Source organism: Marinobacter sp. Arc7-DN-1 (assembly GCF_003441595.1).
In the GTDB taxonomy this organism is placed as follows: Bacteria; Pseudomonadota; Gammaproteobacteria; order Pseudomonadales; family Oleiphilaceae; genus Marinobacter; species Marinobacter metalliresistant.
Genome location: NZ_CP031848.1, coordinates 199,647 through 225,229, shown reverse-complemented (window position 1 = coordinate 225,229; position 25,583 = coordinate 199,647). Strand labels below are relative to the sequence as shown.

The window sequence follows — 25,583 nt, the reverse complement described above, 5'->3', positions numbered from 1 at the left end:
TTTATTTTTTCCTGTAGATAATTCCGGGGTGGCACTGGACCATCTCGTAAAGGTGGGGCAAACCGTTAAGAGATTCAGAGGCACCAAGAACCAGATAACCTCCCGGATTAAGGGTGGCATGCATCCTGGTCAGGATGTCTTTCTTTGATTCCGCTGAGAAATAAATCAGAACGTTGCGACACATCACAATATCGAATTTGCCGAGCATGTATCGCTCCAGCAGGTTCAGCTCCTTGAACTCTACCATGGTCTTGATCTGCGGCTTGATTTGCCAGCCACCGTTCAGGGACGGCGTAAAGAACTGCTTCTGCCGCTCCGGTGATAACCCGCGACCAATGGCGATCATCTCGTATTCGCCCTTACGGGCAACCTCAAGCACGCTTTTGGAAATATCCGTTGCGGTGATTCTTACATCACGCAATTTGCCTGGCCGGAGCCTTCGGAACTCCTCCACAATCATCGCAATCGAGTAAGGTTCCTGCCCGGTTGAACAAGCGGCAGACCAGATTCGAAGCGGCTGGCTGGAATTGCGCTCGGCAAATTCGGGAAGCAGTTTCTCCTGAAGGATCCGGAACGGATGGTTATCACGGAACCACAGGGTTTCATTGGTGGTCATGGCGTCAATAACAACTTCACGCAAACCACCCCGGCCTGGCCGCTTGAGACGATCAAGGAGCTCACCGAGCGAGTTCAGGCTGTTCTCCTCGAGAATCCGGCGTAACCGGCTTTTCACCAGGTACTGCTTGTTCTCTCCCAGCAAAATCCCACAGGCATCCTGCAGGAACGACTTGAAGGCTTCATATTCCTGTGGCGTTATATCCGCTTTCATTGGATCTCTGTTCTGAGTGAATCTCTGAGCAGCTTCATCAACCCTGGTCGATGATTTCCATTACCCGCTCGGCGAGTTCGTCCGGACTGAACTTTGCCATGAAGTCGTCGGCACCGACCTTCTTGACCATGGCCTGATTAAAGACCCCACTGAGAGAGGTGTGCAGCATGATAAACATGTCGGCGAGGGCCGGATCACCCTTAAGCTTCGTCACCAGCGTATAGCCGTCCATCTCTGGCATTTCAACGTCGGAAATGATCAGGGAGAAATGATCCTTTGCCCGCGAACCGTCGGCAGTCACTTCCTTCAGGTATTGATAAGCCTGTTTGCCGTCATTCCTGGTGACGACTTCCATTCCGATAGCCGTCAGGCAACGCTCTATCTGGCGACGGGCCACGGACGAATCATCCACCACCAGGACGGGCAGGTGGCCGGGCACCCGATCGGCACTCTTGCTCAGCACGGCTTCGGTAACATCCTCACCGAGCGGAGAAACTTCTGCAAGAATCTTCTCTACATCAATGATTTCTACCAGCTTATCATCGATCTTGGTGACAGCGGTAAGGTAAACATCCCTTCCGGCACCCCTGGGCGGTGGCAGAATATCTTCCCAGTTCATGTTCATGATCCGGTCGACACCAGTAACGAGGAAGCCCTGGGTTTTACGGTTGTACTCGGTAATGATGACAAAACTGGTCGCCAGCTCTTCCTGTGGAATTCCGGGCAATCCAATGGACATGCTCAGATCAATAATCGGAATGGTTTCGCCCCGGATATGGGCGACCCCCCTGACGACGTTCCGGCTGTTGGGAATAGATGACAGCCTGGGACATTGCAAAACCTCCTTCACCTTGAAAACGTTAATGCCGTAAATCTGACGCCCTCTCAAGCGGAAAAGAAGGAGCTCAAGGCGATTCTGCCCTACCAGCTGCGTGCGCTGGTTTACGCTGTCCAATACCCCTGCCATTTTGTTTCTCCTGGCTGGCCGGCTTTCCGCCGGCATATATCTTGCTGTTCACTGAATATATCGCCGAATAATCGCCTGATCGACGGGAAACCGTCATCTCAGCGGCGGGTCAGCCAACTTAACGGCCATTTTCCCGGAACCCTTAGCATTGTTCGGGTTTTTCTGCCCTGATATTGACAAGCATAGGACAAACTCATACGTATGCGCATCACCAATTTTGCCCTACTCCTGCTAATGTCCAGCCTGAGCGGCCCATTGCTGGCCCAAACCACTGCCAAACAGATCCGGCAGGCCACCCTGGCGTTTCTGGACGACTTTGCCAACGAACAGGCCAGTGCGGGCTATACGGTTTCCTTTGAACCAGGGTCCATCGATAGCCGCCTCACCCTCGCCGGGTGCGAACGCCCCCTGAGTGTCGGGTTCAGCGGCGACCCCTGGAAGAGTACAAGCCCGTCCCTGCTGGTAGCCTGTGAGGGAAGCCGCCCCTGGCGAATGTTCGTTACGGCCTCCATCTCAATCCGTGGGCCCGCCCTGATTGCAACCCGCCCCCTGACTCGCGGTGAGCGGATTACCCCGGATCTGGTGACGCATCAGTCCGTGGAGATCAATGCCTCAAGGCGCGGAGCGATAACCGAGACCGCACAAGCGGTCGGAATGGAGGTTCGGCGATCCATAAATGCCGGCTCTTTGATCACTCCGGATATACTCTCTGCGCCGGATGCGGTAGAGCGTGGGGATCATGTTATCATTACTGCGAAAACCGGCGGATTTTCAGTGCGTTCCCGAGGTAAGGCTCTGGCCAACGCAGGCATAGGAGAGCAAGTTCTGGTCGAGAATCTGAGCTCCTCACGTACGGTAAAGGCGAACGTTGTTGCCCCCGGCCGTGTTGAGATCCAGATGTAGCCGCGCTTCGGCAGCACTTTGCCGGCACGGCAAGATTCTGCCAGGCCCGGTGACAGTAGTAGCGGGAGCAGTAGTGGTTGGGGGTGAAAAAATTTACCGGGTAAAAATATGTTAATCCGGAAGGCAAAAAGTTTCTAAAGGTTTCTGCGGTTCCGCCGTTAAGAAGACATAAACTCGAGTAAGCGCCGCAAACGTGTGGCGCATCAGGCAAGCAGGTATCGATATGTCAGTTGACTTCAATGGAATTGGCCCCGGCCAGGTCAACACCCAGAGAACCACGGCCGACAAGGGCGCTGGCGCTCAGAGCAGCCAGCCGGCGACCAACGAGCAGGCAAAAACTCAGACCCGGGGAGCCCGGGGTGAAAACGTGAGCCTGAGCAGTCAGGCCAGGAATCTCAAACAGCTGGAACAGAAGCTGGGTGATTATCCTGAGATGGATGATGACCGTATTGAGCAGATCCGTTCCGCTCTCGAAAACGGGACCTACAAAATTGACGCCGAAAAACTGGCCCAGAAAATGCTTGAGATGGATGAAAGCATTTTCGGGTGAGTAAATCATGGCAGCAATCGATGATCTGAAGGCTCTTCTATCCCAGGATGTCAGCCAGCTGGACACACTCGCTGACATTCTCGGCAGGGAAAAAACCTGCCTTGCCACCTCCGATCTCCAGGCTCTAAACGAATTGACCAGAGAGAAAAACGATCTTCTCGGGGCCATTCGTGAGCGGGCAAAGCAGAAAATCCGGACGCTGGTTCAGATGGGCTATCGCCTCGAGAGCGGAGAGCCCTCCCGCTTTATTCGCAGTGCGGGCCTTTCTGAGCTTTATCAGCTCTGGCAGGAAGCGGACCAGAAACTGCGAGCCTGTCAGACCCTGAACCAGAACAACGGTCGGGTGATCACCCATCTGCAAAAACGCCTGACCCGGCTGGCCGACATTTTCCGGGGCGCCAATAGCCAGCAGAAGCTCTACGGAGCACGTGGTGAGCACACGACAGTTTCAAGCCGGACAGTGCTCGCAAGCGCCTGAAAACCGCGCTGGCCTTGGCCCATAACCGTTTCTATCGGGTGTAAATGGTCATCCGGGAGTCCGGGTGGAACCGGATATCCTGAATGGTCACGTTGCCCATTGACGCGCCCTGGCCTCCGGTAACACGGATATTGTCCATGCGGATTTCTTCAATACGTTCCGGAAAGGCCAGCATCAGCGCCCCGTCTTCCCGAACCGCGTAACGGGGCTCACCCTCCCGGTAGTGAACGCCGGAAATGGTAAGGTCTGAATCCAGGAAGTTCAGAACCGGCACGAAGATATTTGCCGTCAGTTTCATCCCCTCAATAACGTCAGCCGCCGGGCTTCCTCCCTGGCTGTCGCCACCGGCCGGATTCTCTGCCATCGCCCCGACCAGTCCGATCCGGTCTAGCAGGGTCGGATCACCCTGCCCCGATACGGCCGCCAGCTCGGTCTCGGTCAGCGGCGCAAGATTCCCTCTCTCATAGAGTTCGCCGGCTTCCAACGCCGACTGGGAGGTATCTGCACTGTTACTGGCCGCAAACGTCACCAGCGGCTGGAACGGAAGCGTAACCATGGTCACCAGGGCCGCCGCGTTACGATAGCGGGACTGGTGCTTGAGAACCCGGTGAAGTTCCTTATCCGTGATCCAACCGGCCTGAATGAGCACTTCACCGAGGCGTTGGCCGGTTTCGCGCTGAATTCTCAGGCCTTCATCCAGCTGGCCTTCAGACAGATACCCGCGATTGACAAGTAATCGCCCAAGGCGTGACTTTTCTTCAAATCCCTGGCGGATTCTCACCCAGTTTCTCCTTATTCAACAGTGAAAACCGTACAACCCTGCCCGGCGAATGTGATGCACTCATTCCTGCATCCGAAAAGGTTAGCTGATCACAATCAAATGTGCGTGGATACAGTCCCCGTTTTACAATCACGTTCTGCTAAGATCACGCACCGGAAAACAGAATTCACTGAATTGTCGCAGGAAAAGCCCCTGCGAATAACACAGAGAGCGGCCGAAAATGACAAATCTGGTAAAACCCTTGAAAAGTGTGACTCCCGTACTGTTGATACTTCTCTCTTTGCTTTTGCCCGCTGGCACTGCTCTGGCCCAGAGCAGTGGCCAACCAGCCGATGAACCGCTTCCGAAAGTCCGGATGGTGACCAGTGAAGGTGCCCTTGAACTGCAGCTCCGCCCGGATGTTGCCCCTGCAACCGTTGCCAACTTTCTGGAGTACGCACGGGCCGGATTCTTCGACGACACCATCTTTCATCGGGTCATTCCCGGCTTCATGATCCAAGGTGGCGGGTTTACCGATGACCTCTCCCGCAAACCGACCCGCGCCCCCATCAAGAACGAAGCCAGATCCACACTTCCCAACCTCCGTGGAACCATTGCCATGGCCCGGACCAGCTCTCCGGATTCCGCCACCTCACAGTTCTTCATCAATCTGTCAGACAACGATTTCCTCAATGCCGGCGTCCGTGGCCCTGGCTATGCCGTCTTCGGCAAGGTGACCGAGGGCATGGGTGCCGTTGATGCTATCGCCCGCAAGCAGACAACCCGGAAGCGGGGCATGGCCGATGTTCCGGTTGAAGCCGTGATCATTAAGAAGGTAACCGTGCTGGATACTGCAGACTGACACCATGCGCTCACCAATGCTGCCTCCCGGAATCGAGCCCGCAGAGCTGGCCTGGCGCGAGGGTGTGCCAGAGTCTGTCCGGTTTGGTGATGTCTACTTCAACCGTGACAACGGGCTGGAGGAAACGCGCCATGTGTTTCTTCGGCACAACAATTTGCCGGAGCGGTTTGCCAGTGTCGCCCAGGGCGGCCACTTTGTTATCGCGGAGAACGGGTTCGGGACCGGCCTGAATTTTCTGGCAGCGTGGCAGGCCTGGCAAAACCACGGCCCGGCGCATCAGGCAACCCTCCACTTTGTATCCGTTGAGCGATTCCCCCTGATCCGGGAGGATCTCACCCGCGCGCTGGCACTGTGGCCGGAGTTGCACCCCCTGGCTCGGGAGCTCATTCGAAAATACCCGCCGCTGGTCCGGGGCGTCCACCGCCTGGTACTGGCACAGGGGCGGGTCCGCCTCACCCTCTGTTTCGGCGATATCGCCGACGCCTGGCAATCTCTCGATTTTCTTGCCGACGCCTGGTTCATGGACGGCTTTGCCCCTGCCCGCAATCCATCCATGTGGCTGGACGAGACGATCGACCAGGTCCGCGCCCACAGCAAGCCCGGCACCACCCTGGCGACCTTTACCTCCGTTGGCAGGGTTCGGCGCGCCCTGGCAGCGGCCGGATTCGACGTGCGGAAGACGCCCGGCTTTGGCCGCAAGCGGGATATGCTCCGGGGCGTGTTACCGGCAGACGGACAAACGGAAGCAAACCGGCCCGGTTCCATTGCAATCATCGGAGCGGGTATTGCGGGGTGCACCCTGGCAAGAAACCTGGCCGAACGGGGGGTCCCGGTTACCCTGATTGATTCCGCCAACGGGCCCGGCACCGAAGCCTCGGGCAATGTTCAGGGCGCCATGTACGTGAAGCTTGGTGTCGAATTCAATGATCAGACCGAACTGGCATTGCAGGCGCTGACCTTTGCCCAGCGGTTCTACGAAACCTGGCGCGGAGAATACTGGCATCCGACTGGCCTGCTCCAGCTCGCTCAGACAGCCCAGGAAGCAGACCGGCAGCATCGGTTCCTACGGCGCAATCTCTACCCACGGGAGGTTCTGTATCCGGTGAACAGAGAGCAAGCCAGCGAGCTTTCCGGTGTGCCTACGGAATCTGGAGGCCTCTGGTTCCCCGGCAATGGCTGGCTAGAGCCAAAGAGGCTGTGCCAGGCGCTGGCCGACCATCCGATGATAACCCACGCGTGGGGTGTCAATGTAGACCGGTTGCTGCCCTGCAGTGGGAAATGGCACATCTCGGGTGCCGACGGAACGACCATCGTTGCCGACCGCGTAGTGATCTGCGCCGGACACCTCAGTGCCGGACTCATTCCGGTCAAGGGGAAATTCCGACTTAAAAGCATCCGGGGCCAGGTAACACACCTGCCGAAGACTGGCCTCCGGAATCCGCGGGTGGTCATTTGTGGCAACCGGTATATGAACCCTGCCTTGGGGCAAATCGCAGTAACCGGAGCCACCTTTGATCTGCATGATGCAAACCCTTTAACCACGAGCGAGAGCCATCAGGAAAATATCCGTGAACTCACGGCGATGTTGCCGGCCGTTCTGAAGCGAAAAGATGCTGAAAAACTGGACACCTCCAACCTGGATGGCCGGGTAGCCTTTCGCAGCACAACCCACGATTATCAGCCTGTGGCCGGCCCGGTTTTTAATGGACAGGACGATGAACTTGAGGACCTGTTTTTGTTGACAGGCCTTGGCAGCAAGGGTTTGACCTACGCCCCCTTACTGGCCGAATACCTGGCCGACCGACTGACGGGGCAGCCCGCGTGTCTGTCGGCAAAGCTCGCGCGGCGCCTGGAAACCCGACGCCTGTACCAGACGGACGTGGTGATTTCGTAATAAACCTGGTCTGGAGATTTCGGTCTGACTGCCGATAACCGATGATGATAAGGTGTTGTCAGGGAGAACCACATGTCCATTTTTGTCAGCGAACCCGGCCGGCCGCTCGGAACCCGGCTACCGGAAGCATTCCGGGCCCGGCGCGTGGGCGATGTCACCGAGCTGGCAGAAACCCAGGCTACGAATCCAGGCCGAAGTGAACCAACAGATTCGGAGTTTCAGCTCGCCGCCAATGCAGGCCGGCACAGAGCCCTTGAGGAATATGGCGCTGCCGCCGGAGAGCAACGGGAAGACCGCCCTTACCTTCCGGTATCGAGGATTTCTTCTCCTGCGCTCTATTCGGTGCCCGCTACTGCAACCATTTCCGAGGCGTTATCAGTGATGGACGAGCACCAGGTCAGTCACCTGGTGATTACGTCGGGAGACAACATTGCAGGCCTTGTGGATCTTCGCTGGCTGCTTGGCTGGCTCCGCGAACAGGAAGCCAATGCCATGAGCGAGAGCCTGCTGTATATCGAACTTCCTGCTTTCCTCACCGCGTCACCGGAGACAGACGCCCATCAGCTTGCGAGGCTGATGCTCGCCCACCAACTGAATGCCGCTCTGGTCGTCAACGCCAAGGGCGCCGCCGCCGGTATAGTCACCAGCACCGACTACCTTCGCCTGTACGCCAACGCAGGCCGGCACGAGGGAATCGTCTAGTTCCTGCCCGGCTAGTTCAGCGGTGTCAGGAGTTCGCCTTCAGGGCTGAACAACAACACGAACCAGTCGCTCCCCACCCGGGACAGGGCAACCACCTCGTCGTCCCGGAAATTCTCCAGATCCAGAATTTCCGAGTTATCCCCATCAAGCTGGTAACGCCAGTTATTCCTGAAGGTAGTGTCTTCGGTGTCGCTGCCTGCCTCCGGAACCAGCGATACCCGGGCCAAAATGCCCTGAGTTGTGCCGGAAACAACACCATCGTTGGCAAAATCGCCATCGGTGGAACCGGCAACGACGATGTCGCCATCAAACCCGGTAAGCCCCGAAAGCCGCACGTTCGCCTGATCATTCTCATCATTGAGGGAAAACACCCTGCCCGGGGTGCCGGTGGAGGAGTAGCCAAGAAGGAAACCGGCCGTGCTGGACAGTGGATCCCTCTCAAGAACGGGATCCTCTTCTTCCCGTTCCAGAACCGAGTAAAGACCATCACTGCTGCCGATCAGCCACAGAGCGCCGGCAAAAAACAGCCCGCCGGAGACGACCTCGTCGCCTTCTGTGCCAACCTGGTACACATTGAGTTCAGCGTTCGCACCGAAGGTATTGTAGAAGAAGGCATCAATACCTCCGATAACCGGAGCTCCTTCCACCGACCCGGCAGCGGAGCCGAACAGCAGCGGCATCACTGAATCGGCGCTGCCCCCGGCAACACTGTCGTCGGCTGCGGATCCGGCCTGGCGGGTCCAGGCCACAGCAGGAAGCTGGCTGTTGCCGTCAAGCTCGGTGTCGATCCTCTGGAGGAAACTGTCCCGGCCCCCCAATCCCTGCTGGCCATCGAAAACGCCATTGGTTTCGCCCGCCAGCAACACATAACCGGCGTCCCTGCTGATTCCGGCCCACCGGACCTGATCTTCTGCAGCGGTGCCTGTGCGGATGCTCCAGGACGAGACATACTCACCACCGTTGCTGGCAACGTCAAACCAGTAAAGAGATGTCACGATGTCCTCTGCCCCGAGCGCGTTTGTCCCTGCAACCGGCTGGTCGGTACTGTAGGAAACAACGAACTCGAAACGGTCGACTTTGATGTTGCCCTGGGAAACCTTACGCTGAACGACGTTGATCACAGGATTCGGTGTCACCAGGCTGTCGCCGGCGGCAGACACCGCCACTTGCTGCAGCAGGTTACCCCGCTGGTCAAAAATCCTTACCTGCACCCGATCGTTGTCCTGACCATCATAACCGGAAACAAACACTCGGCCCTCGTGTCCCACGGCCATATCAGTGGCCACAAACCCGTCAGCCCCATTCAGAGCGAGCGGTGTTGTCAGTTCGTTGAGACTGACCCGGATCAGGTTGTCGCTTTCACCCCGGGCATAATCCTCTCTGCCAGCCTGAAAGTCCTGGTTGACTCCCAGCAGTATGAACCGGTCACTGAACGCGGGATTCGTATAGCCGGCTGCAGGAACGCGGATCCGGAACGGCACCTCGTCCGTCCCGTTCGGAAAAACCAGTTCATCGTTTTCAACCCAGTTACCGTCTTCCAGGCGCTCAATCACAAATTCGGTACCAAGCCGGGCTGTCGAGCCTTCGGTGTGGGTCAGTTTGGCGAAGATATCCCGGTCACGCTCACCCGGGAGTCTGGCCAGGTACTCCCGCACATCGCCAACATTAAGGGTATCCCGGGAGCCACCTTTGACGGTCTCAATCGAAAGAACCGGCTCGTTGTCCTGAATTGACAGATTGGAAACCACGCCGCCGTTGCCACTGCCCAGGCCCGCCAGACCAGAGCGCACCTCGGTCAATGCCAGCCTGAGTGACTCTGCAGGTTCGGGAAAGCTGTCTTCAACAACCTCCAGGGGAAGATAACACTCGGTAATGCCGGGCTCGAGCGTGATGACGCCACGGGTAAAGAAACCCTCTTCATCCAGTTCATAGTCGATGTAGCTGAGCTCATTTTCTCCGGACTCGTCCCGCGGCATGGGGCTGTTGCTTCCAAGCCCGACAATATCCTTGCCCGGAGTGGCATCGCCCACATTGGAATTACTCTGCTCGCAATTCTGGTGCGGGGGCGAAAAGCCGGCATCGCAACTGGTCGCGTCGTAATCCGACTGTAACTCAAAGGCAACTGCAACCCGGGTCACGGAAGGTTGGTCCAGATTCACCTTCACGAAGACCCTGCGTGTTGGCAGAGTCAGCTCGCGGGTGCCGGACACAGAACCATCATCGTTATACAGGTTGACCGTAAAACTGTGTTCGCCCTCTGTTTCCAGGTCCGGCAAGGCACACTGTTCCCGGTTGCTTCCCGGGATTTCAGGGCTTTCACCTTCGGTAAAGGGCTCAGATTCCAGGGACATCACGTTGTACTTGACATCAACCCCAAAGGGCTGAACGCCTGACATCTGCCCGTCTGTTGTCACCAGATTGATGCCTTCGGTCTTGCCAAGATCCGCCTCACCCCGGTTGCCCCCCGTTAAACCCGGAACGCCCCGCAGGATAATACCCTGCCGGGCCTTGTTGCTGATGTCTTCCAGGGCCAGCCAGGAAGGCGCGTTGGTCAGGGAGTAATCAAGTATACCCTCTCCCCCGTAGGCGCCGAAGTTGTAGGAATACTCCACTCCCAGATAGGCAGACACCGGGGGCACACCCAGAACCGTGGGTTGATCGGCGTCTTTCTCGGTTTTGCAGGCGGAGAGCCCCCAAAAAAACAGACCAAGAATGGCAATGCGAACGACGGGATGAATGCGGGAGTAAAAATCGGCGCCCATGAAAAAATCCGTTTAAACCGTTGTTGTTATGGCTGCGACGCCCGATGGAAACACCGGGCGATTTACACACCGTTACAGAACAACACCATGGTAGCCAATTTGATCTGCAGGGGATCTGCGCGAGTTCTCAGATTCAGTCAGCCCGGCTCCAGGCCATGTTCTTTCAACAACGCCAGCAAACCCGCTTCATCCAGGACCGGCACTTCCAGTTGCTCGGCCCTGGCCAGTTTGGAGCCGGCGGCTTCACCGGCCACAACGCAAGCCGTTTTCCTGGATACGCTTCCGGCCACCCTGGCGCCAAGGGACTCCAGTCTTTCCCTGGCCTCATCCCGGGTCATTTCCGAGAGCGTTCCCGTCAGCACCCAGGTCTGGCCCTTGAGGGGCTGATCGCCCTGTTGTATCGGTTCTTCCTGCCAGTTAACGCCCGCTTCCCGGAGCGCATCCAGCGTCTCCCGGTTGTGGGTCTGATCAAAGAAACTCCGGATATGCCCCGCCACAATGGGACCGACATCCGGGACCGTTTGCAGGGTTTCCTCGTCTGCGGCGGCAATGGCTTCCAGGGTTCCAAAATGGGAAGCCAGGGCTTTTGCCGTAGCCTCTCCGACCTCCCGGATTCCGAGCGCGTAGAGGAACCGCCAGAGTACTGGGTTTCTGGCGCGGTCGATGGCATCCACAAGATTCGAGGCAGATTTCTCGCCCATCCGTTCCAGGCGCATCAGATCGTCGGCGGTCAGGCGATACAGGTCCGCAACGGTCTCAACCATGCCCCGATCGACCAGAATATCGATCCACTTGTCCCCTAACCCTTCGATATCGAGGGCCTTGCGGGAGGCGTAGTGCCGGATCGCCTCTTTGCGCTGGGCCGGGCAGAACAGGCCGCCGGAGCAACGGGCCACGGCCTCCCCTTCAATCTGGATAACATCGGAATCACAAACCGGACACGTTGCCGGCAGCTCAACCTGCCGGGCGTTTACCGGCCTCTTTTCCGTAACGACCTTGACCACTTGAGGAATAACGTCACCAGCCCTGCGGATAAACACGGTGTCGCCAATGTGAACATCGAGACGGCGGATTTCGTCCATGTTATGCAGGGTGGCATTGCTCACTGTGACACCGCCTACAAATACCGGCTTCAGCCGCGCCACAGGGGTTACCGCGCCGGTCCGGCCAACCTGGAATTCAACGTCCTCAACGACGGTCAGCTCTTCCTGGGCCGGGAATTTTTGGGCGATGGCCCAGCGCGGCGCCCGGGACACAAATCCCAGCGCTTTCTGCTGATCCAGGCGGTTGACCTTGAACACAATGCCATCAATTTCGTAGGGCAAGGTGTCCCGTTTTGCCATCAGTTCGTTATAGGCCTCAAGACACTCATCCACACCCCGCGCCTTGCGCATCTCCGGATTGATCCGGAACCCCCAGCTGCGGACCCGCTGAAGACCATCCCACTGGGTCTCCGGAAGCAGGCTTTCATCCGTAACTGCCACACTGTAGGCGCACATTTCCAGAGGACGCTTGGCGGTGACCGTGGATTTTTTCTGTCTCAGGCTACCAGCCGCCGCGTTTCGGGGATTTACAAAGGTTTTCTCGCCGCGGTCGGCAAGCCGGCGATTGAGCTGCTCAAAGCCCTCCCTGGGCATGTAGACTTCGCCCCGCACCTCGACAAGCTCTGGCACATCGTCACCACGCAGTTTGAGCGGAACCGACGGAATGGTCCGGATGTTGGCGGTGATATCTTCACCGGAATAGCCGTCGCCACGGGTTGCGGCGGTTGTCAGCGAGCCATTTTCGTAATGCAGGCTGACTGCCAGCCCGTCCAGCTTGGGCTCACAGACGTATTCCACTTCCTCGCTGACGCCCAGCCGATCCCGCACGCGCCGGTCAAAATCCCGGAGTTCATCGTCACTGAACGCGTTGTCCAGAGACAGCATGGGCAACCGGTGAACCACTTCCTCGAAACTGGTTTCCACGGCACTGCCAACCCGGCGGGTTGGTGAATTGTCCGATGCCAGCTCCGGGTAATCCGATTCCAGCCTCTGCAATTCCCGGAACAGACGGTCGTACTCCGCATCCGGAATACGGGGATCGTCGAGGACGTAGTAATGGTAATTGTGGTCGTCGATAACCGAACGGAGTTCTTCAACACGCTGGATGGTCTCGGGCGTGGCTTTGCTCATGGACTGGCACTCTCGTCTGTCAAAAAAATGCCCGGATCAAACCGGGCATTACTCAGTCTTGTTTCGCCTGGCTTCAGGTCCGTTGGGAGCGCTGTTTGCGCTCAAACTCCCGGATCCGTTGGCGGCAGTGCTCTATGGTTTGCGGGGTCATGACACTCCGGCGCTCATCCTTCAGTTCTCCCCCCAGGTTCCGAACCACGCATTGGGCGGTCTCAAGCATAAAATCAAAGGCCTGCAACGCGTTGGAGGGCCCTGGCATACTCATGAAGAAACTGATGCCCGGGGTCGCCAGTGCCGGCATGTCCCGAGGTTTGAACGTGCCGGGCTCCACGGCATTGGCAACACTGAACTGGACCGGGCTGGTGGTATCTGACTGTTCATGACGGTGGTAAATGTCCATGTCGCCATGCTCAAGGCCGCAGGCTTCAAACAGCTTTTTCAGAGCCGGCCCCTTAAACTCTTCGCCGTTACGGGCAAGCACATTGATAACCACCACTTCCCGGGCCTCCGGGCGATTGGCTCCCGCCAAAGGCTGGCCACTGTCGGGGCGGGAAGGCTCGCGCCGGGCCGTGTCTTCTTCCACTTCCGTGGTGACGGTCGGCGGTACCGCTCCGGTGTCGTCATGTCCGGCTTCGGGCTCACCGGCGGCCGTGTCCGGCTCGGAAAGCTGTTCCGACCGGATTACCCGTGGCTCTCCGACTACTTCATCATCCGGCTCAATCTCATCCTCCGTGGCACCCCAGCCGGAATCCGGCTCCATCCCGGCGGACTCGTGGTCGAAGGGCTCGTGGCTGGACAGACCATAGTCCAGATCGGTGTCGGACAAATCGTGTCCGGATTCAGGGGCAGCACCCTGCTCTGGAGATTTGTTACTGGCCGCTGTGACGGGACGGGTCGGTTTGGGCTTGGGGGAACCGAATCGGCTCGATTTCTCACGTTTGACGTAGCCACGCTCTTCAAGCGTATCCCGGGAGATGGTCCGTGCGCCGCCGTTTGGCAACTCGGGATTGAATTCGTCATCCAGTGGCGAGTCCTTGAGCTCATCTGCGCCCATCCCCGATGAAATCGCCATGGATTCCTTTCGGGCACGCCGCATGCGGCGGACTCCGTCAATAACAATGCCGATGATAACCAGGGTACCGATGGCAATTAACCATTCCCTAAGTGACATAGTGCTGCTGTCCTGTTTGCAGATCCCGTAACATTGTTACTCTAAGAAAAGCCCGTAATGAATACAACGCACACCCGGGCCAGATGGCCGTTTTGTCATGCTCGCCGGTTTTGTAGCCAGCCGGCCTCAGGCCTCCGCCAGGGCTGCGGCCTCGTCCACATCCACGGATACCAGCCGCGAACAGCCCGGCTCATGCATGGTCACACCCATCAGCTGGTCTGCCATTTCCATGGCAATCTTGTTGTGGGTAATGTAGATGAACTGGACCTGTTTCGACATCTCTTTAACCATATTGGCATAGCGACCAACGTTGGCATCATCCAGCGGAGCGTCCACTTCATCCAGCATACAGAAAGGCGCCGGGTTCAGCTGGAAAATGGAGAACACCAGGGCGATGGCCGTCAGTGCCTTTTCGCCACCGGATAACAGATGGATGGTGCTGTTCTTCTTGCCCGGAGGGCGTGCCATGATCGCCACGCCGGTCTCCAGCAGATCCTCGCCGGTGAGCTCGAGATAGGCGTTACCGCCACCGAAGACCTTCGGGAACAGAGCCTGGAGCCCGCCATTGACCTGATCAAAGGTTTCCTTGAAGCGTTGCCGGGTCTCCCGGTCAATCTTGCGGATGGCGGTGTCCAGCGTTTCCAGCGCTTCCATCAGGTCTTCGTGCTGGGAATCCAGGTAGCTTTTCCGTTCGCTCTGGACCTGGTACTCCTCGATGGCCGCGAGGTTGATGGCACCAAGGCGCTGTATCCGGTTACCGATCCGTTCGAGCTCCTCCGCCCAGTCTTCCTCGCTGGCTCCCTCCGGCAACTGCTGCAGGATATCCTGCAGCTTAACATCCAGCTCCCTGAGCTGGTCGATGTGGTTGCCGGAACGGATTTCGAGGGCCTGGGATTCCATTTTCAGCTTCTCCAGCCGGGACCGGACATCCTGGATTCGGTGATCGGTGCCGCTTCGGCCCTGCTCCTTTTCCCGCACTTCCCGGTCTATCTCCTCAAGCGCGTCGCGGGCCGCGCCGAGCTTTTCTTCCTCTGCCAGACGCCGGTCCAGCAGGCCTTCGAGCTGCATCTGCAGATCCTCGATCGGCTCCTCGGCACTCTCCCGGGATTCCCGCAGAATCTCCAGGTGCTCATCAATGCGTTCCTTCTGCATCTGCATCCGGTCGATGGTCTGCCGCAGGCCTTCGCGCTGGCTGTGCAGTGACTGCAACTGGAGTTGCAACTGGTGGGCATGATCCCTGTCGTGCCGGGCTTCCTGACGAAGACGGTCAAGGTTCTCGCGGAGGCTGTCCCGCTGCTCAAGCAGTCGTTCTTTCTCTTCGTCGCTGTCTTCGGTGGAAGCCAGGGCCTGCTGCCACTCCTCACGGGCGTCCTGCAGGCACTCCTGCTGGCCTTCAAGATTCCCGGCAATATCCGAGACATCTTCCCGGATTCGCTGCAGCCGGGCGTCAATCTGTTCGGCGCGGGCACGCAGACCACTGACCCGGGATGACAGGGCACTCAGTTCCCGGTCGGCCTCGCTCAGACGGGCCTGGGCTTCGTCCCGGGCCGATTCGGACCGCTCGGCACGCTCCTGGAGGCTGTCCATGTGCTCACAGGCGGATTCCAGGGTTTCCTCGGCCTCCGCCAGTTGCGAGGTCAGTTCCGTGACTTTCTTCTGCCTTTCGATAGCACCGACCTGGCCGGCGTCTGAATCCGGCATCAGTACCCAGTCCCGGGACACCCAGACCCCCTCTGGAGTGATCACACTCTGGCCATCCTGCAGTCCGGATCGCATGCCCATGGCATCGGAGAGAGTCTCTATCGCATCAATACCCCGAAGCAAAGCAGCAACGGCCGGAACTCCGGACACTTTTTCCGCCAGCCCGGCGGTCATGTCGCCGGCAGGAACTCCGGAATCAACCAGAGCCAGGCCCTTGGGCGCGTCCTTCATGGCCAGTGAGAGCTGATCGATGCCCGGAAGGCACAAGCCCTGGGTAAACCGCCCGATCACCTGCTCAACCGCAAACTCCCAGCCATCATCAATCTGCAACTGGCTGGCAACACGGGGCATATCGCTCAACGAATTCTCTGACAGCCAGGTTTGCAGGACATCGTCCTGGGACCCCATCTGCTCATCCAGCAGCGCCTGCTGCGATTCCAGTGACGCCCGCAGGCTCTGGACCCGCTGGCGCTCTTCAGACACGGATTGCTCGGCATCACGCTGGCTCTGGCGGGCTTCATAGAGCTCATCCTGAATTCCGGCGATCCGTTCGGCAGCCTCTTCCCGTTGCAGCTCCAGGGTTTCCTGCTGTTCCAGCAATTCTTCCAGCTCAGCCCGGTCCATCTGGCCTTCCAGCACTTCCCGTTCATCCTGGAGTTTGCGCTGGCGATTCAGCAATTGCTCAATGGCATCCTCGAGGGACCGGATCCGGGACTGGGCGAGTTCGGCCTGGCGGCGGGCATCCGAGGAGCGAGCGCTGAAATCTTCCCATTTGTGCTGCCAGTCGCCCATGGCATCTTCGGCCTGCTGCAATTTCTCGCCGGATTCCTCGGAGCGTATGGTGAGCGCCTCCTGTTCAGGCTCCACCATGTCCAGCTCTTCCTGGATACCGGCCAGCTTGTCCTGGTCCTGTTCCAGTTCCCGGGCCAGTTCGCGCTGGTTCGCCAGGGCCTGATCAAGCTCCGTGGCCATCTGGCGGCTGCGCTCCCTTTGGTGCTCGAGACTTTGTTCAATACGGGCAATATCGGCGCCAGCCTCATAATAACGGGCCTGGGCGCGATTGAAGTGTTCGGTGCGATCCTGGTGGCTGTCTCGCAGGGATTCCAGCGACGTTTCCAGGCTGACCCGCTCGGTCAGATACTTCTCCAACTCGAGTTCGGTGTCGCGGATTTTACCCCGCCAGGTCTGGAGGTCGTTGTCCAGGGATTGCCAGCGGAGAACTGCCAGCTCGGCCTTTTTCTGGCGCTCTTCCTGTTTGTAGGCCTTGTACTTTTCCGCTGCAGCTGCCTGGCGTTCAAGATGCTGGAGCTGGCGCCCAAGTTCTTCACGCAGATCCGTCAGGCGCTCCAGATTCTCCTGGGTCCTGCGTATCCGGTTTTCCGTTTCCCGGCGACGCTCCTTGTACTTGGAGATGCCGGCGGCTTCCTCAATGTAGATTCGGAGCTCTTCGGGCTTTGCCTCAATCAGCCGGGAAATCATGCCCTGCTCAATGATGGCATAACTGCGGGGCCCGAGGCCGGTACCGAGGAACAGGTCAGTGATGTCCCGGCGCCGACACTTGGAACCGTTCAGAAAATATTCGGACTGGCCTTCACGGGACACCCGGCGGCGAACTGAAATTTCGTTGAACCGGACAAATTCACCGGGGGCGGAGCCGTCGCTGTTATCAAACACCAGCTCAATGGACGCCTGACCCACCGGCTTCCGGGCGCTTGAACCATTGAAGATCACGTCGGTCATGGACTCGCCGCGCAGGTATTTCGCGGAGCTTTCGCCCATCACCCAACGGACCGCGTCAATAATGTTGGATTTACCGCACCCGTTAGGCCCGACGACGGCGGTCATATTCGATGGAAACGGCACGGTCGTCGGATCGACGAACGATTTGAAACCGGACAGTTTGATGGACTTCAGACGCATATCAGGCGCTCTCCTCCTGTCGGAGAATGGTCAGGACCTGCTGTCGCTGATGTTCTCCGAATGCCTGGATAACTGCCTGTAAGCGCTCGGCATCGTCGCTGACCGCGGCGTCTTCCAGTTGCCGGAAGAAGGTCGCCGTTTCCCCGGTTTCATCCCGGAAATGTTCGAGTGCCACAAAATAGGTGCGACTGATGGCGGGACGGAAATTCTCGAGGGTTTCCTCAAGAAACGGGTTCTCAACCAGACCATAGGCATAGCGCATCACACCGAAGCCGGCGTCAATCACCTGCTCGGCCGCATCTGCCCTGGTGGCATTCAGGGCGTCAATTACCGCCTGCAGTTCGCGCACCTGCCCCATTACCCCGCCAAGCTCCTTACCGGACCAGCGCTCCAGGACCTTGCGCCCGAGCATGCACAACAAATCAATGTAGATATCGTACAGGCTGTTAACGCTTTCGGGGGTCAGGCTTGAGACCACCGCTCCCCGGCGGGGGAAGATCTCTATCAGGTGGCGTCTTTCGAGAATGAGCAACGCCTCGCGGACCGAACCACGACTGACATTCAGCTCCCCCGCCACTTTCAGTTCCTGAATGCGCTCTCCGGGTTTGAGATCTCGCGTGATAATCCGCTGCCCGAGATGCTGGGCAATTTGTTCGGATAGACTTTCCGGGGCCTGAAACCTCATAAAGTTGGTCGCTCACTTCTGCAGACAGCTCAATTACAAGCGCAGAAGTTTACCACACGCACTATTCAGCCCCATCCCCTTGTCTGATATTTTGCTAAGGCGTTGAAGAAGCAGCGGCAAAACGCTGCCGGTTTTTTGACGACGGCGTGTGTATTAAGCTCCACTACCTGGCCCCAATTCTTGGACACCATCCTTACTAACTGTTTTTGTTACTTTTTTATCCTTCCGGAATGGTTTCTGCAGAAAATTAGAACACTGTAAACTTCTGCGACAGAGTGAGCTGTAGTGAAAAACATACCGTCAATCCACAAGTCGGGTTCTCAGCCCCAGAAACTGGCTGCGCTGCGCCAGGCTCATCAGGATTGGAATAGTACCCCGGATGTCCTCACCAGGCTGACCCGTCGCCTGTCTACCACACTTTCCCTGGAACAGCAGCTTGCGATTCTGGCCGACGAGCTGGGCGCGATTGTGCCCTTCGACACGCTCAATTACCGTCACAGAATCGGAAACCAGGATTTCATTTACGCCACCGGCATGGGCGGCCCCCACCGTTGCGAATACCGTTTGGGACTTGAGGGAACGAATTACGGAACTCTGGTATTGCACCGCCGGCAGAGGTTCTCCGAACAGGAGCTTGAGGGTGTCGAGATGATTCTCAGTGCCGCCATCTGCCCGATTCGGAATGCTTGCCAGTACATTGCCATAGAACAGGCCTCCCTGACTGATTCACTGACCGGCATCCCCAACAAGCGTGCAATGGACGACGCCTTGCGGCGTGCCAGCCTGTTATCCGAACGGCATAGTGAGCCCTACTCACTCATCCTGTGCGATCTGGACCATTTCAAGGCCGTCAACGACACCCACGGGCATGTGGTCGGCGACCATCTTCTCCAGATTACTGCCGCAGAACTTGAAAAGGCCGTGCGAACGTCCGACAGCGTCTACCGGTTTGGCGGCGAGGAGTTTGCCATTCTCCTGCCTCACACTGCTGAGCAGGATGCCAAAGACGTAGCCGAACGGGTTCGCGAGGCAATTGCGGCGATTCGGATTGATGGGGGCGAAAAAGAACTTCGGGTAACAACCAGCTGCGGGGTGGCCACCTTCCTGCCCAAAGAATCGGCCCAGGAGTGGCTGGCGCGGGCCGACGAGGCCCTTTACCGCGCCAAACACCAGGGCCGGAACTGCACCCGGGTGTTTGCCACCATTTCCTGAGCCTCAGCTCCGGGGCGTTTTGCTCCGCGGCCGATCGGATTTTGAGGCTCGGCCGGCAGGTTTGGCCGGCCTGGTATCACTGACCGCCCATTTGTTGCCTGACGTCTTCTTGCCGGATCGCCCCGGACTCTTCCGGCGCGAGCGATCATGGGCCGCCTTCTCATCCGGCGTCTTCTGTGGGATATCAACGGTATCGAGCCCGACGCTGCGGCTGAGGGTATCCACAGCCCTCTGGTCGAGTTCCTCCCACTTACCCACTGTCAGGCGACTGGGCAGGAAAACCGGTCCGTAGCGCACCCGCTTCAGTCGGCTGACCCGAACGCCCTGGGATTCCCAGAGACGACGGACTTCCCGGTTACGACCTTCCAGCAAGGTAACGTGGAACCAGCGATTCATGCCACTGCCACCCGCCGGCGAAAGGTCGGTGAACTTAGCCATACCGTCTTCGAGCAAAACACCCTGAAGCAGGCGCTCAATCATGGCATCGTCCACTTCCCCGAAGATACGCACCGCATATTCCCGGTCAATCTGGCTGGAGGGATGCATTAGCCGGTTAGCAAGCTCTCCGTCTGTGGTGAAAAGCACCAGACCGGTGGTGTTGATGTCGAGCCGGCCGATGGAAATCCAGCGGTGTTCCTTCAGCCTTGGCAGGCGATCAAATACCGTCGGCCTGCCCTCCGGATCCTTTCGGGTAGTTACTTCGCCTTCGGGCTTGTTGTAGATCAGCACACGACGCAGCACTTCCGAGGCGCCGGAAACCTCGAGACGTTTGCCGTCAAGTTCAAAACGGTCTTCCACGGTGGCTTTCTGGCCCGGAGCAACGGCCAGGCCGTTTACCGTCAGGCGGCCGGCTTCCATCCAGCCTTCAATTTCCCGGCGTGAACCGATACCCGCCCTGGCAAGCAGCTTCTGGATGCGTTCGGGGCCCTCATGGGTAACCTTGTCTTTTGCGTGTTTAGCTGGGTTTTTCGCCGCTCTGGCGGGTTTTTCGGGGCGCTCTGCCGCCATGAAATCAATCCTTAGTCTCTGACTGATACCCGAATGGCATCAGTGAAGTGTCTGACCCGGAGACTCGTCATCGTTCTCCGCGGCGGGCGACTCAAATTCGATCTCCGCCTGCATGTTCTTTTCGATTTCCCGGCCAATTTCTTCGAGATCCCGGACGTCAGACAGAGGCGGCATCTGATCCAGCCCCGTCAGGTTGAAATAGTCCAGAAACTGCCTGGTGGTCGCGTACATGGCCGGCCGGCCGGGAACATCACGATGGCCGACAACGCGCACCCACTCTCGCTCAAGCAGGGTACGAATGATATTGCTGCTTACCGTAACACCCCGAATATCTTCAATTTCGCCCCGGGTAACCGGTTGCCGATAGGCGATCAGCGCGAGGGTTTCCAGCAATGCCCGGGAATAACGCTGGGGCTTCTCCTCGAACAGGCGGCCAACCCAGGGTGCATACTCCTGCCGGACCTGAAGACGGTAACCGCTGGCCACCCTTTTCAGCTCGAACCCACGGCCCTCGCAGGCACTTTCCAGCAGCACCATGACGTGCTCCATAACCTGCCGGGCCGGCCGCTCCTGTTCAGGAAACAACTCCCGCAACTGGTCAAGAGACAACGGCTTGCCGGCCGCCAGCAGGGCGGCTTCGGCAATCGCCTGGATTCTCAGCAGATGTTCTTCGTTCATGATGATTATCCGTGTTTCCGTGCTTTCGGCCTTGAACAGGACGCTAACTGACCGCCCGGGCGCGTACATGAATCGGCCCCAGGACCTCGGCCTGCACAACCTCAATCAATTGCTCTTTCACCAGCTCAAGCGTGGCCAGGAACGTCACAACAACACCAAGGCGTCCCTCTTCCGCGGTGAACAGGCTTTCGAACGTCACAAAGTGGTCATCCTGCAAAGCAGACAGAATGGCGGACATACGCTCGCGGGTCGACAGCCGCTCCCGTTCCACATGGTGGCTGGTAAACAGGTCCGCCCGCCTCAGTACACCCTGCAGGGCGAGCAGCATTTCCCTCAGATCCACATCCGGATGGGGCTGACTTGAGGGCATTCCCGGCAAAGCCGCAGAGGCGGCAAAGGAATCCCGTTCCAGACGGGGCAACGCGTCAATATCCTCGGCCGCCTGCTTGAACCGCTCATACTGCTGCAGCCGGCGAATCAGCTCGGCCCTCGGATCGACCTCCTCGTCATCGTCGCTCTCCTGCCTGGGGAGAAGCATTCTGGACTTGATCTCTGCCAGGGTTGCTGCCATCACCAGGTACTCTGCCGCCAACTCGAAGCGCATGGCTTCCACGGCGCCGATGTAGTCCATGTACTGCCGGGTGATCTCGCTGACGTCGATATCCAGAATGTTCATGTTCTGGCGGCGGATGAGATAAAGCAGAAGATCCAGGGGCCCCTCAAAGGCCTCCAGGAAAACCGCCAGGGCATCTGGCGGAATGTAGAGATCCCTGGGAAGATCCACCACCGGTTTGCCGGAAACCCGGGCCAGCGGCGACGGATCGGGTGTCGCTTCCTGCCCTTCTGGCGTTACCGGATTAGTGGATTCTTCCGTCATAACCTCTCCCTCCGGACCGGGACTGCATCGTGCAGCACCGGATGGCCGGCCTGTACGGATTCAGCGGTGATGAAGCCCCATGGCCGCCCGGACTTCCTCAAGGGTATCCCGGGCGGCATCACGGGCGTGCTCACGGCCTTCCTGCAGAATCGAATGGACCAGATCCGGGTTGCCCTCATACTCACGCGCACGCTCGTGCAAAGGCCGCTGCTCCTCGACAATGGCGTCGATCACGGGCTTCTTGCAGTCAAGGCAGCCAATACCGGCGCTCCGGCAGCCATTCTGGACCCATTCCTGGGTGTCGGCGTCCGAATAGATCTTGTGCATACCCCAGACAGGGCACTTCTCGGGCTCGCCCGGGTCGGTGCGACGAACCCGCTGAGGATCCGTCTGCATGGTGCGGACCTTCCGGGCAACACTGTCCGGCTCTTCGCGCAGGCCAATGTAGTTGTTGTAGGACTTGGACATTTTCTGCCCGTCCAGCCCGGGCAACCTGGATTCTGGCGTCAGCAACGGCTGCGGTTCGGGCAGAATCACCTTGCCACCACCTTCGATGTAGCCATACAGGCGCTCACGATCGCCCAGGGAGATGTTCTGCTGCTCTTTCAGCAGAGCGCGGGCGGTTTCCAGCGCTTCCATATCGCCCTCTTCCTGATAGCGTTTCTTGAGGGCGCGATACAGTTTGGCGTTCTTCTTGCCCATCTTGACGATGGCGCCTTCCGCCTGTTCCTCAAACCCTGGCTCACGGCCGTAGATATGATTGAACCGACGGGCAATCTCACGGGTAATCTCAACATGGGACACCTGATCAGCACCCACCGGCACCTTGCCTGCCCGGTACACCAGGATATCGGCACTTTGCAGCAGCGGATAACCCAGGAAACCGTAGGTAGCCAGATCTTTTTCCCGCAACTTCTCCTGCTGGTCCTTGAAGGTCGGGATACGTTCCAGCCAGCCAAGAGGCGTGATCATGGACAACAGCAGATGCAATTCAGCATGCTCGGGCACCTGGGACTGAATGAACATGGTGGAGGAACCAGGGTTCACACCGGCCGCCAGCCAATCAATAACCATATCCCACACACTCTGCTCAATCCCCGAGGGATCGTCGTAGTTCGTGGTAAGCGCATGCCAGTCTGCCACAAAAAAGAAGCACTCGAATTCGTGCTGGAGTTTCACCCAGTTTTTCAGCACACCATGATAGTGGCCAAGGTGAAGCTTGCCGGTCGGACGCATGCCGGACAAAACCCTTTGCTGGGAATCTACAGAACTCAAAGCACGAACTCCTTATTTGGTATCGGAACCGCCATCATAGTTCAGGCGACCCGGCATTATAAATAAAAAACCCCCGCTCTGCAGGGCAGAAACGGGGGTTTTTACTGAAAGAAGGCCAGCTTACCAGCCAGTCACTTCCTTCAGGGCCTTGCCGATCTCGGCCAGGCTGCGGACAGTGCGCACACCGGCGTCTTCCAGGGCTGCAAACTTCTCGTCTGCCGTACCCTTACCACCGGAGATGATGGCGCCAGCGTGGCCCATGCGCTTGCCCGGAGGCGCAGTAACACCCGCGATGTAGGAGACCACCGGCTTGGTGACGTTCTGCTTGATGTAGGCCGCCGCTTCTTCCTCGGCGGTACCGCCGATCTCGCCGATCATCACAATGGCTTCGGTTTCAGGATCTTCCTGAAGCAGCGCCAGGATGTCGATGAAGTTGGAGCCGGGGATCGGGTCACCACCGATACCGATACAGGTGGACTGACCGTAACCGAAGTCCGTGGTCTGCTTGACCGCTTCGTACGTCAGGGTGCCTGAACGGGACACGATACCAACCTTGCCCTTCTTGTGGATGTGGCCAGGCATGATGCCGATCTTGCACTCGTCCGGAGTGATAACCCCCGGGCAGTTGGGACCAATCATGCGAACGCCCTTGCGATCCACATATTCCTTGGCGTACAGCATATCGATGGTCGGGATGCCTTCAGTGATACAGACGATCAGCTGAATACCGGCATCGGCCGCTTCGATGATGGCGTCTTTACAGAACGGCGCCGGAACGTAGATAACGGTCGCTTCGGCACCGGTTTTCTCAACCGCGTCACGCACGGTGTTGAACACCGGCAGTCCCAGATGCTCAGTGCCGCCCTTGCCGGGGCTTACACCGCCAACCATCTTTGTGCCGTAGGCAATCGCCTGCTCTGAGTGGAAGGTGCCCTGCGCGCCGGTAAAGCCCTGACAGATAACCTTGGTGTCTTTGTTGATCAGGATGCTCATTATTTACCCCCTGCGGCTTTAACGACTTGCTCTGCCGCATTCGACAGACTGGTGGCGGCAATGATATTCAGGCCGCTTTCGGCGAGTACCTTGATGCCTACTTCGGCGTTATTGCCTTCAAGGCGAACCACCACAGGAACCTTAACGCCCACTTCCTTGACGGCACCGATAATGCCCTCTGCGATCATGTCGCAGCGAACGATACCACCGAAGATGTTGACCAGAACCGCCTGGACATTGTCGTCAGACAGGATGATCTTGAACGCTTCGGAAACGCGCTCTTTGGTCGCACCGCCCCCAACATCCAGGAAGTTGGCAGGCTGGCCACCGGACAGCTTGATGATGTCCATGGTACCCATGGCCAGGCCGGCACCGTTAACCATACAACCGATGTTGCCTTCCAGGGCTACGTAGTTGAGTTCCCACTTGGCCGCTTCCGCTTCACGGGAATCTTCCTGGGAAGGATCGTGCATCTCGTGGATTTTCTTTTGACGGTACAACGCGTTACCGTCGACACCGATCTTGGCGTCCAGGCAGTGCAGATCACCGGCCGGCGTGATCACCAGCGGGTTGATCTCAACCAGTGCCAGATCGCACTCTTCAAACAGCTTGGCCAGACCCAGGAAAATCTTGGTGAACTGTCCGATCTGCTTGCCTTCGAGACCCAGCTTGAACGCCAGTTCGCGGCCCTGGTAAGGCTGCGCGCCGACCAGCGGATCGATTTCCGCTTTCAGGATCTTCTCGGGGGTTTCCTCGGCAACCTTCTCGATCTCAACACCGCCTTCGGTGGAGGCCATGAACACGATACGGCGGGTGCCACGGTCTACAACGGCTCCGAGGTACAGTTCCTGGTCGATGTCAGTGAGGGATTCAACCAGAATCTTGCTGACCGGCTGGCCATTTTCGTCAGTCTGATAGGTTACCAGCTTCTTGCCCAGCCAGTTCTCGGCAAACTCACGGATCTCGTCTTTGCTCTTGACCAGCTTGACACCGCCAGCCTTACCACGGCCACCCGCGTGCACCTGAGCCTTGACCACCCATGCGTCACCGCCGATTTCACCGGCTGCGTCGACTGCTTCTTTCGGAGTATCACAGGCAATGCCCTTGGATACTGGCAGGCCATATTCAGCGAAAAGCTGCTTGCCCTGATATTCATGCAAATTCATAGTTAATGTCCCGAAT

The 25,583-nt window shown here is 58.2% G+C and carries 21 protein-coding genes; 7 read left to right on the top strand and 14 right to left on the bottom strand.

Annotated features, from left to right (window positions below):
- Position 1: 1 nt before the first annotated feature.
- Entirely contained in the window at positions 2-829 is an 828-nt protein-coding gene (locus D0851_RS01075; RefSeq protein ID WP_117616973.1) for a CheR family methyltransferase, read from the bottom strand.
- A gap of 37 nt (positions 830-866) precedes the next feature.
- On the bottom strand, positions 867-1,796 hold the full coding sequence (locus D0851_RS01070) for a chemotaxis protein CheV (RefSeq protein ID WP_117616972.1): 930 nt from the start codon (positions 1,794-1,796) through the stop codon (positions 867-869).
- A 201-nt stretch (positions 1,797-1,997) separates the two neighbouring features.
- Between D0851_RS01070 and flgA the strand changes: the two genes are divergently transcribed.
- The 3 genes from flgA (at position 1,998) to D0851_RS01055 (ending at position 3,727) form a co-directional block, all read left to right on the top strand.
- The gene (flgA, locus tag D0851_RS01065) at positions 1,998-2,699 is read left to right on the top strand and encodes a flagellar basal body P-ring formation chaperone FlgA (protein ID WP_205422246.1); all 702 of its coding nucleotides are present in this window, start codon (positions 1,998-2,000) and stop codon (positions 2,697-2,699) included.
- A 223-nt stretch (positions 2,700-2,922) separates the two neighbouring features.
- Positions 2,923-3,249 carry a flagellar biosynthesis anti-sigma factor FlgM gene (gene flgM / locus D0851_RS01060; protein WP_117616970.1) on the top strand — a complete coding sequence of 109 codons (327 nt, stop codon included), beginning with the start codon at positions 2,923-2,925 and terminating at the stop codon, positions 3,247-3,249.
- A gap of 7 nt (positions 3,250-3,256) precedes the next feature.
- On the top strand, positions 3,257-3,727 hold the full coding sequence (locus D0851_RS01055) for a flagella synthesis protein FlgN (RefSeq protein WP_117616969.1): 471 nt from the start codon (positions 3,257-3,259) through the stop codon (positions 3,725-3,727).
- Positions 3,728-3,758: 31 nt separating this feature from the next.
- Here the strand turns inward: D0851_RS01055 and D0851_RS01050 are convergent, their stop codons facing one another.
- Positions 3,759-4,508 (bottom strand): pilus assembly protein PilB, encoded by a 750-nt coding sequence (locus D0851_RS01050; protein ID WP_117616968.1) that lies wholly within the window; start codon positions 4,506-4,508, stop codon positions 3,759-3,761.
- 220 nt (positions 4,509-4,728) lie between these two features.
- Between D0851_RS01050 and D0851_RS01045 the strand changes: the two genes are divergently transcribed.
- The 3 genes from D0851_RS01045 to D0851_RS01035 all read left to right on the top strand — a co-directional run bounded on the left by D0851_RS01045 (position 4,729) and on the right by D0851_RS01035 (position 7,945).
- Positions 4,729-5,349, top strand: a complete 621-nt coding sequence (locus D0851_RS01045) for a peptidylprolyl isomerase (protein WP_117616967.1) — start codon at positions 4,729-4,731, stop codon at positions 5,347-5,349.
- 4 nt (positions 5,350-5,353) lie between these two features.
- Entirely contained in the window at positions 5,354-7,243 is a 1,890-nt protein-coding gene (mnmC, locus tag D0851_RS01040; protein WP_117616966.1) for a bifunctional tRNA (5-methylaminomethyl-2-thiouridine)(34)-methyltransferase MnmD/FAD-dependent 5-carboxymethylaminomethyl-2-thiouridine(34) oxidoreductase MnmC, read from the top strand.
- Between the two features lie 72 nt (positions 7,244-7,315).
- Complete coding sequence (locus D0851_RS01035; protein ID WP_117616965.1) at positions 7,316-7,945, top strand: HPP family protein; 630 nt, start codon at positions 7,316-7,318, stop codon at positions 7,943-7,945.
- An 11-nt stretch (positions 7,946-7,956) separates the two neighbouring features.
- On the opposite strand, the gene D0851_RS01030 is transcribed toward D0851_RS01035, so the two are convergent.
- The 5 genes from D0851_RS01030 to D0851_RS01010 form a co-directional block, all read right to left on the bottom strand.
- A complete protein-coding gene (locus D0851_RS01030) occupies positions 7,957-10,707 on the bottom strand; it encodes a hypothetical protein (protein ID WP_117616964.1) in 2,751 nt (916 codons plus the stop codon).
- Between the two features lie 137 nt (positions 10,708-10,844).
- Complete coding sequence (gene ligA, locus D0851_RS01025; protein WP_117616963.1) at positions 10,845-12,881, bottom strand: NAD-dependent DNA ligase LigA; 2,037 nt, start codon at positions 12,879-12,881, stop codon at positions 10,845-10,847.
- A gap of 73 nt (positions 12,882-12,954) precedes the next feature.
- Positions 12,955-14,052, bottom strand: a complete 1,098-nt coding sequence (zipA, locus tag D0851_RS01020) for a cell division protein ZipA (RefSeq protein WP_117616962.1) — start codon at positions 14,050-14,052, stop codon at positions 12,955-12,957.
- Between the two features lie 126 nt (positions 14,053-14,178).
- Entirely contained in the window at positions 14,179-17,673 is a 3,495-nt protein-coding gene (smc, locus tag D0851_RS01015; protein ID WP_117616961.1) for a chromosome segregation protein SMC, read from the bottom strand.
- Between the two features lies 1 nt (position 17,674).
- Entirely contained in the window at positions 17,675-18,358 is a 684-nt protein-coding gene (locus D0851_RS01010) for a GntR family transcriptional regulator (RefSeq protein WP_117616960.1), read from the bottom strand.
- 285 nt (positions 18,359-18,643) lie between these two features.
- Here D0851_RS01010 and D0851_RS01005 point away from each other — a divergent pair, with 285 nt between their 5' ends.
- A complete protein-coding gene (locus tag D0851_RS01005) occupies positions 18,644-19,570 on the top strand; it encodes a GGDEF domain-containing protein (protein ID WP_117616959.1) in 927 nt (308 codons plus the stop codon).
- A 3-nt stretch (positions 19,571-19,573) separates the two neighbouring features.
- Here D0851_RS01005 and rluB read toward each other — a convergent pair whose 3' ends face one another.
- The 6 genes from rluB to sucC form a co-directional block, all read right to left on the bottom strand.
- Positions 19,574-20,578, bottom strand: a complete 1,005-nt coding sequence (rluB, locus tag D0851_RS01000; protein ID WP_117616958.1) for a 23S rRNA pseudouridine(2605) synthase RluB — start codon at positions 20,576-20,578, stop codon at positions 19,574-19,576.
- 39 nt (positions 20,579-20,617) lie between these two features.
- Complete coding sequence (gene scpB / locus D0851_RS00995; RefSeq protein WP_117620231.1) at positions 20,618-21,256, bottom strand: SMC-Scp complex subunit ScpB; 639 nt, start codon at positions 21,254-21,256, stop codon at positions 20,618-20,620.
- Positions 21,257-21,299: 43 nt separating this feature from the next.
- Positions 21,300-22,133, bottom strand: coding sequence for a segregation and condensation protein A (locus tag D0851_RS00990; RefSeq protein ID WP_117616957.1), 834 nt, complete (start codon positions 22,131-22,133; stop codon positions 21,300-21,302).
- Positions 22,134-22,193: 60 nt separating this feature from the next.
- The gene (locus tag D0851_RS00985) at positions 22,194-23,408 is read right to left on the bottom strand and encodes a tryptophan--tRNA ligase (protein WP_117616956.1); all 1,215 of its coding nucleotides are present in this window, start codon (positions 23,406-23,408) and stop codon (positions 22,194-22,196) included.
- Positions 23,409-23,528: 120 nt separating this feature from the next.
- Entirely contained in the window at positions 23,529-24,401 is an 873-nt protein-coding gene (gene sucD, locus D0851_RS00980; RefSeq protein WP_117616955.1) for a succinate--CoA ligase subunit alpha, read from the bottom strand.
- Entirely contained in the window at positions 24,401-25,567 is a 1,167-nt protein-coding gene (gene sucC / locus D0851_RS00975) for an ADP-forming succinate--CoA ligase subunit beta (RefSeq protein WP_117616954.1), read from the bottom strand. Before sucC ends, sucD begins: the two co-directional genes overlap by 1 nt.
- Positions 25,568-25,583: the final 16 nt, after the last annotated feature.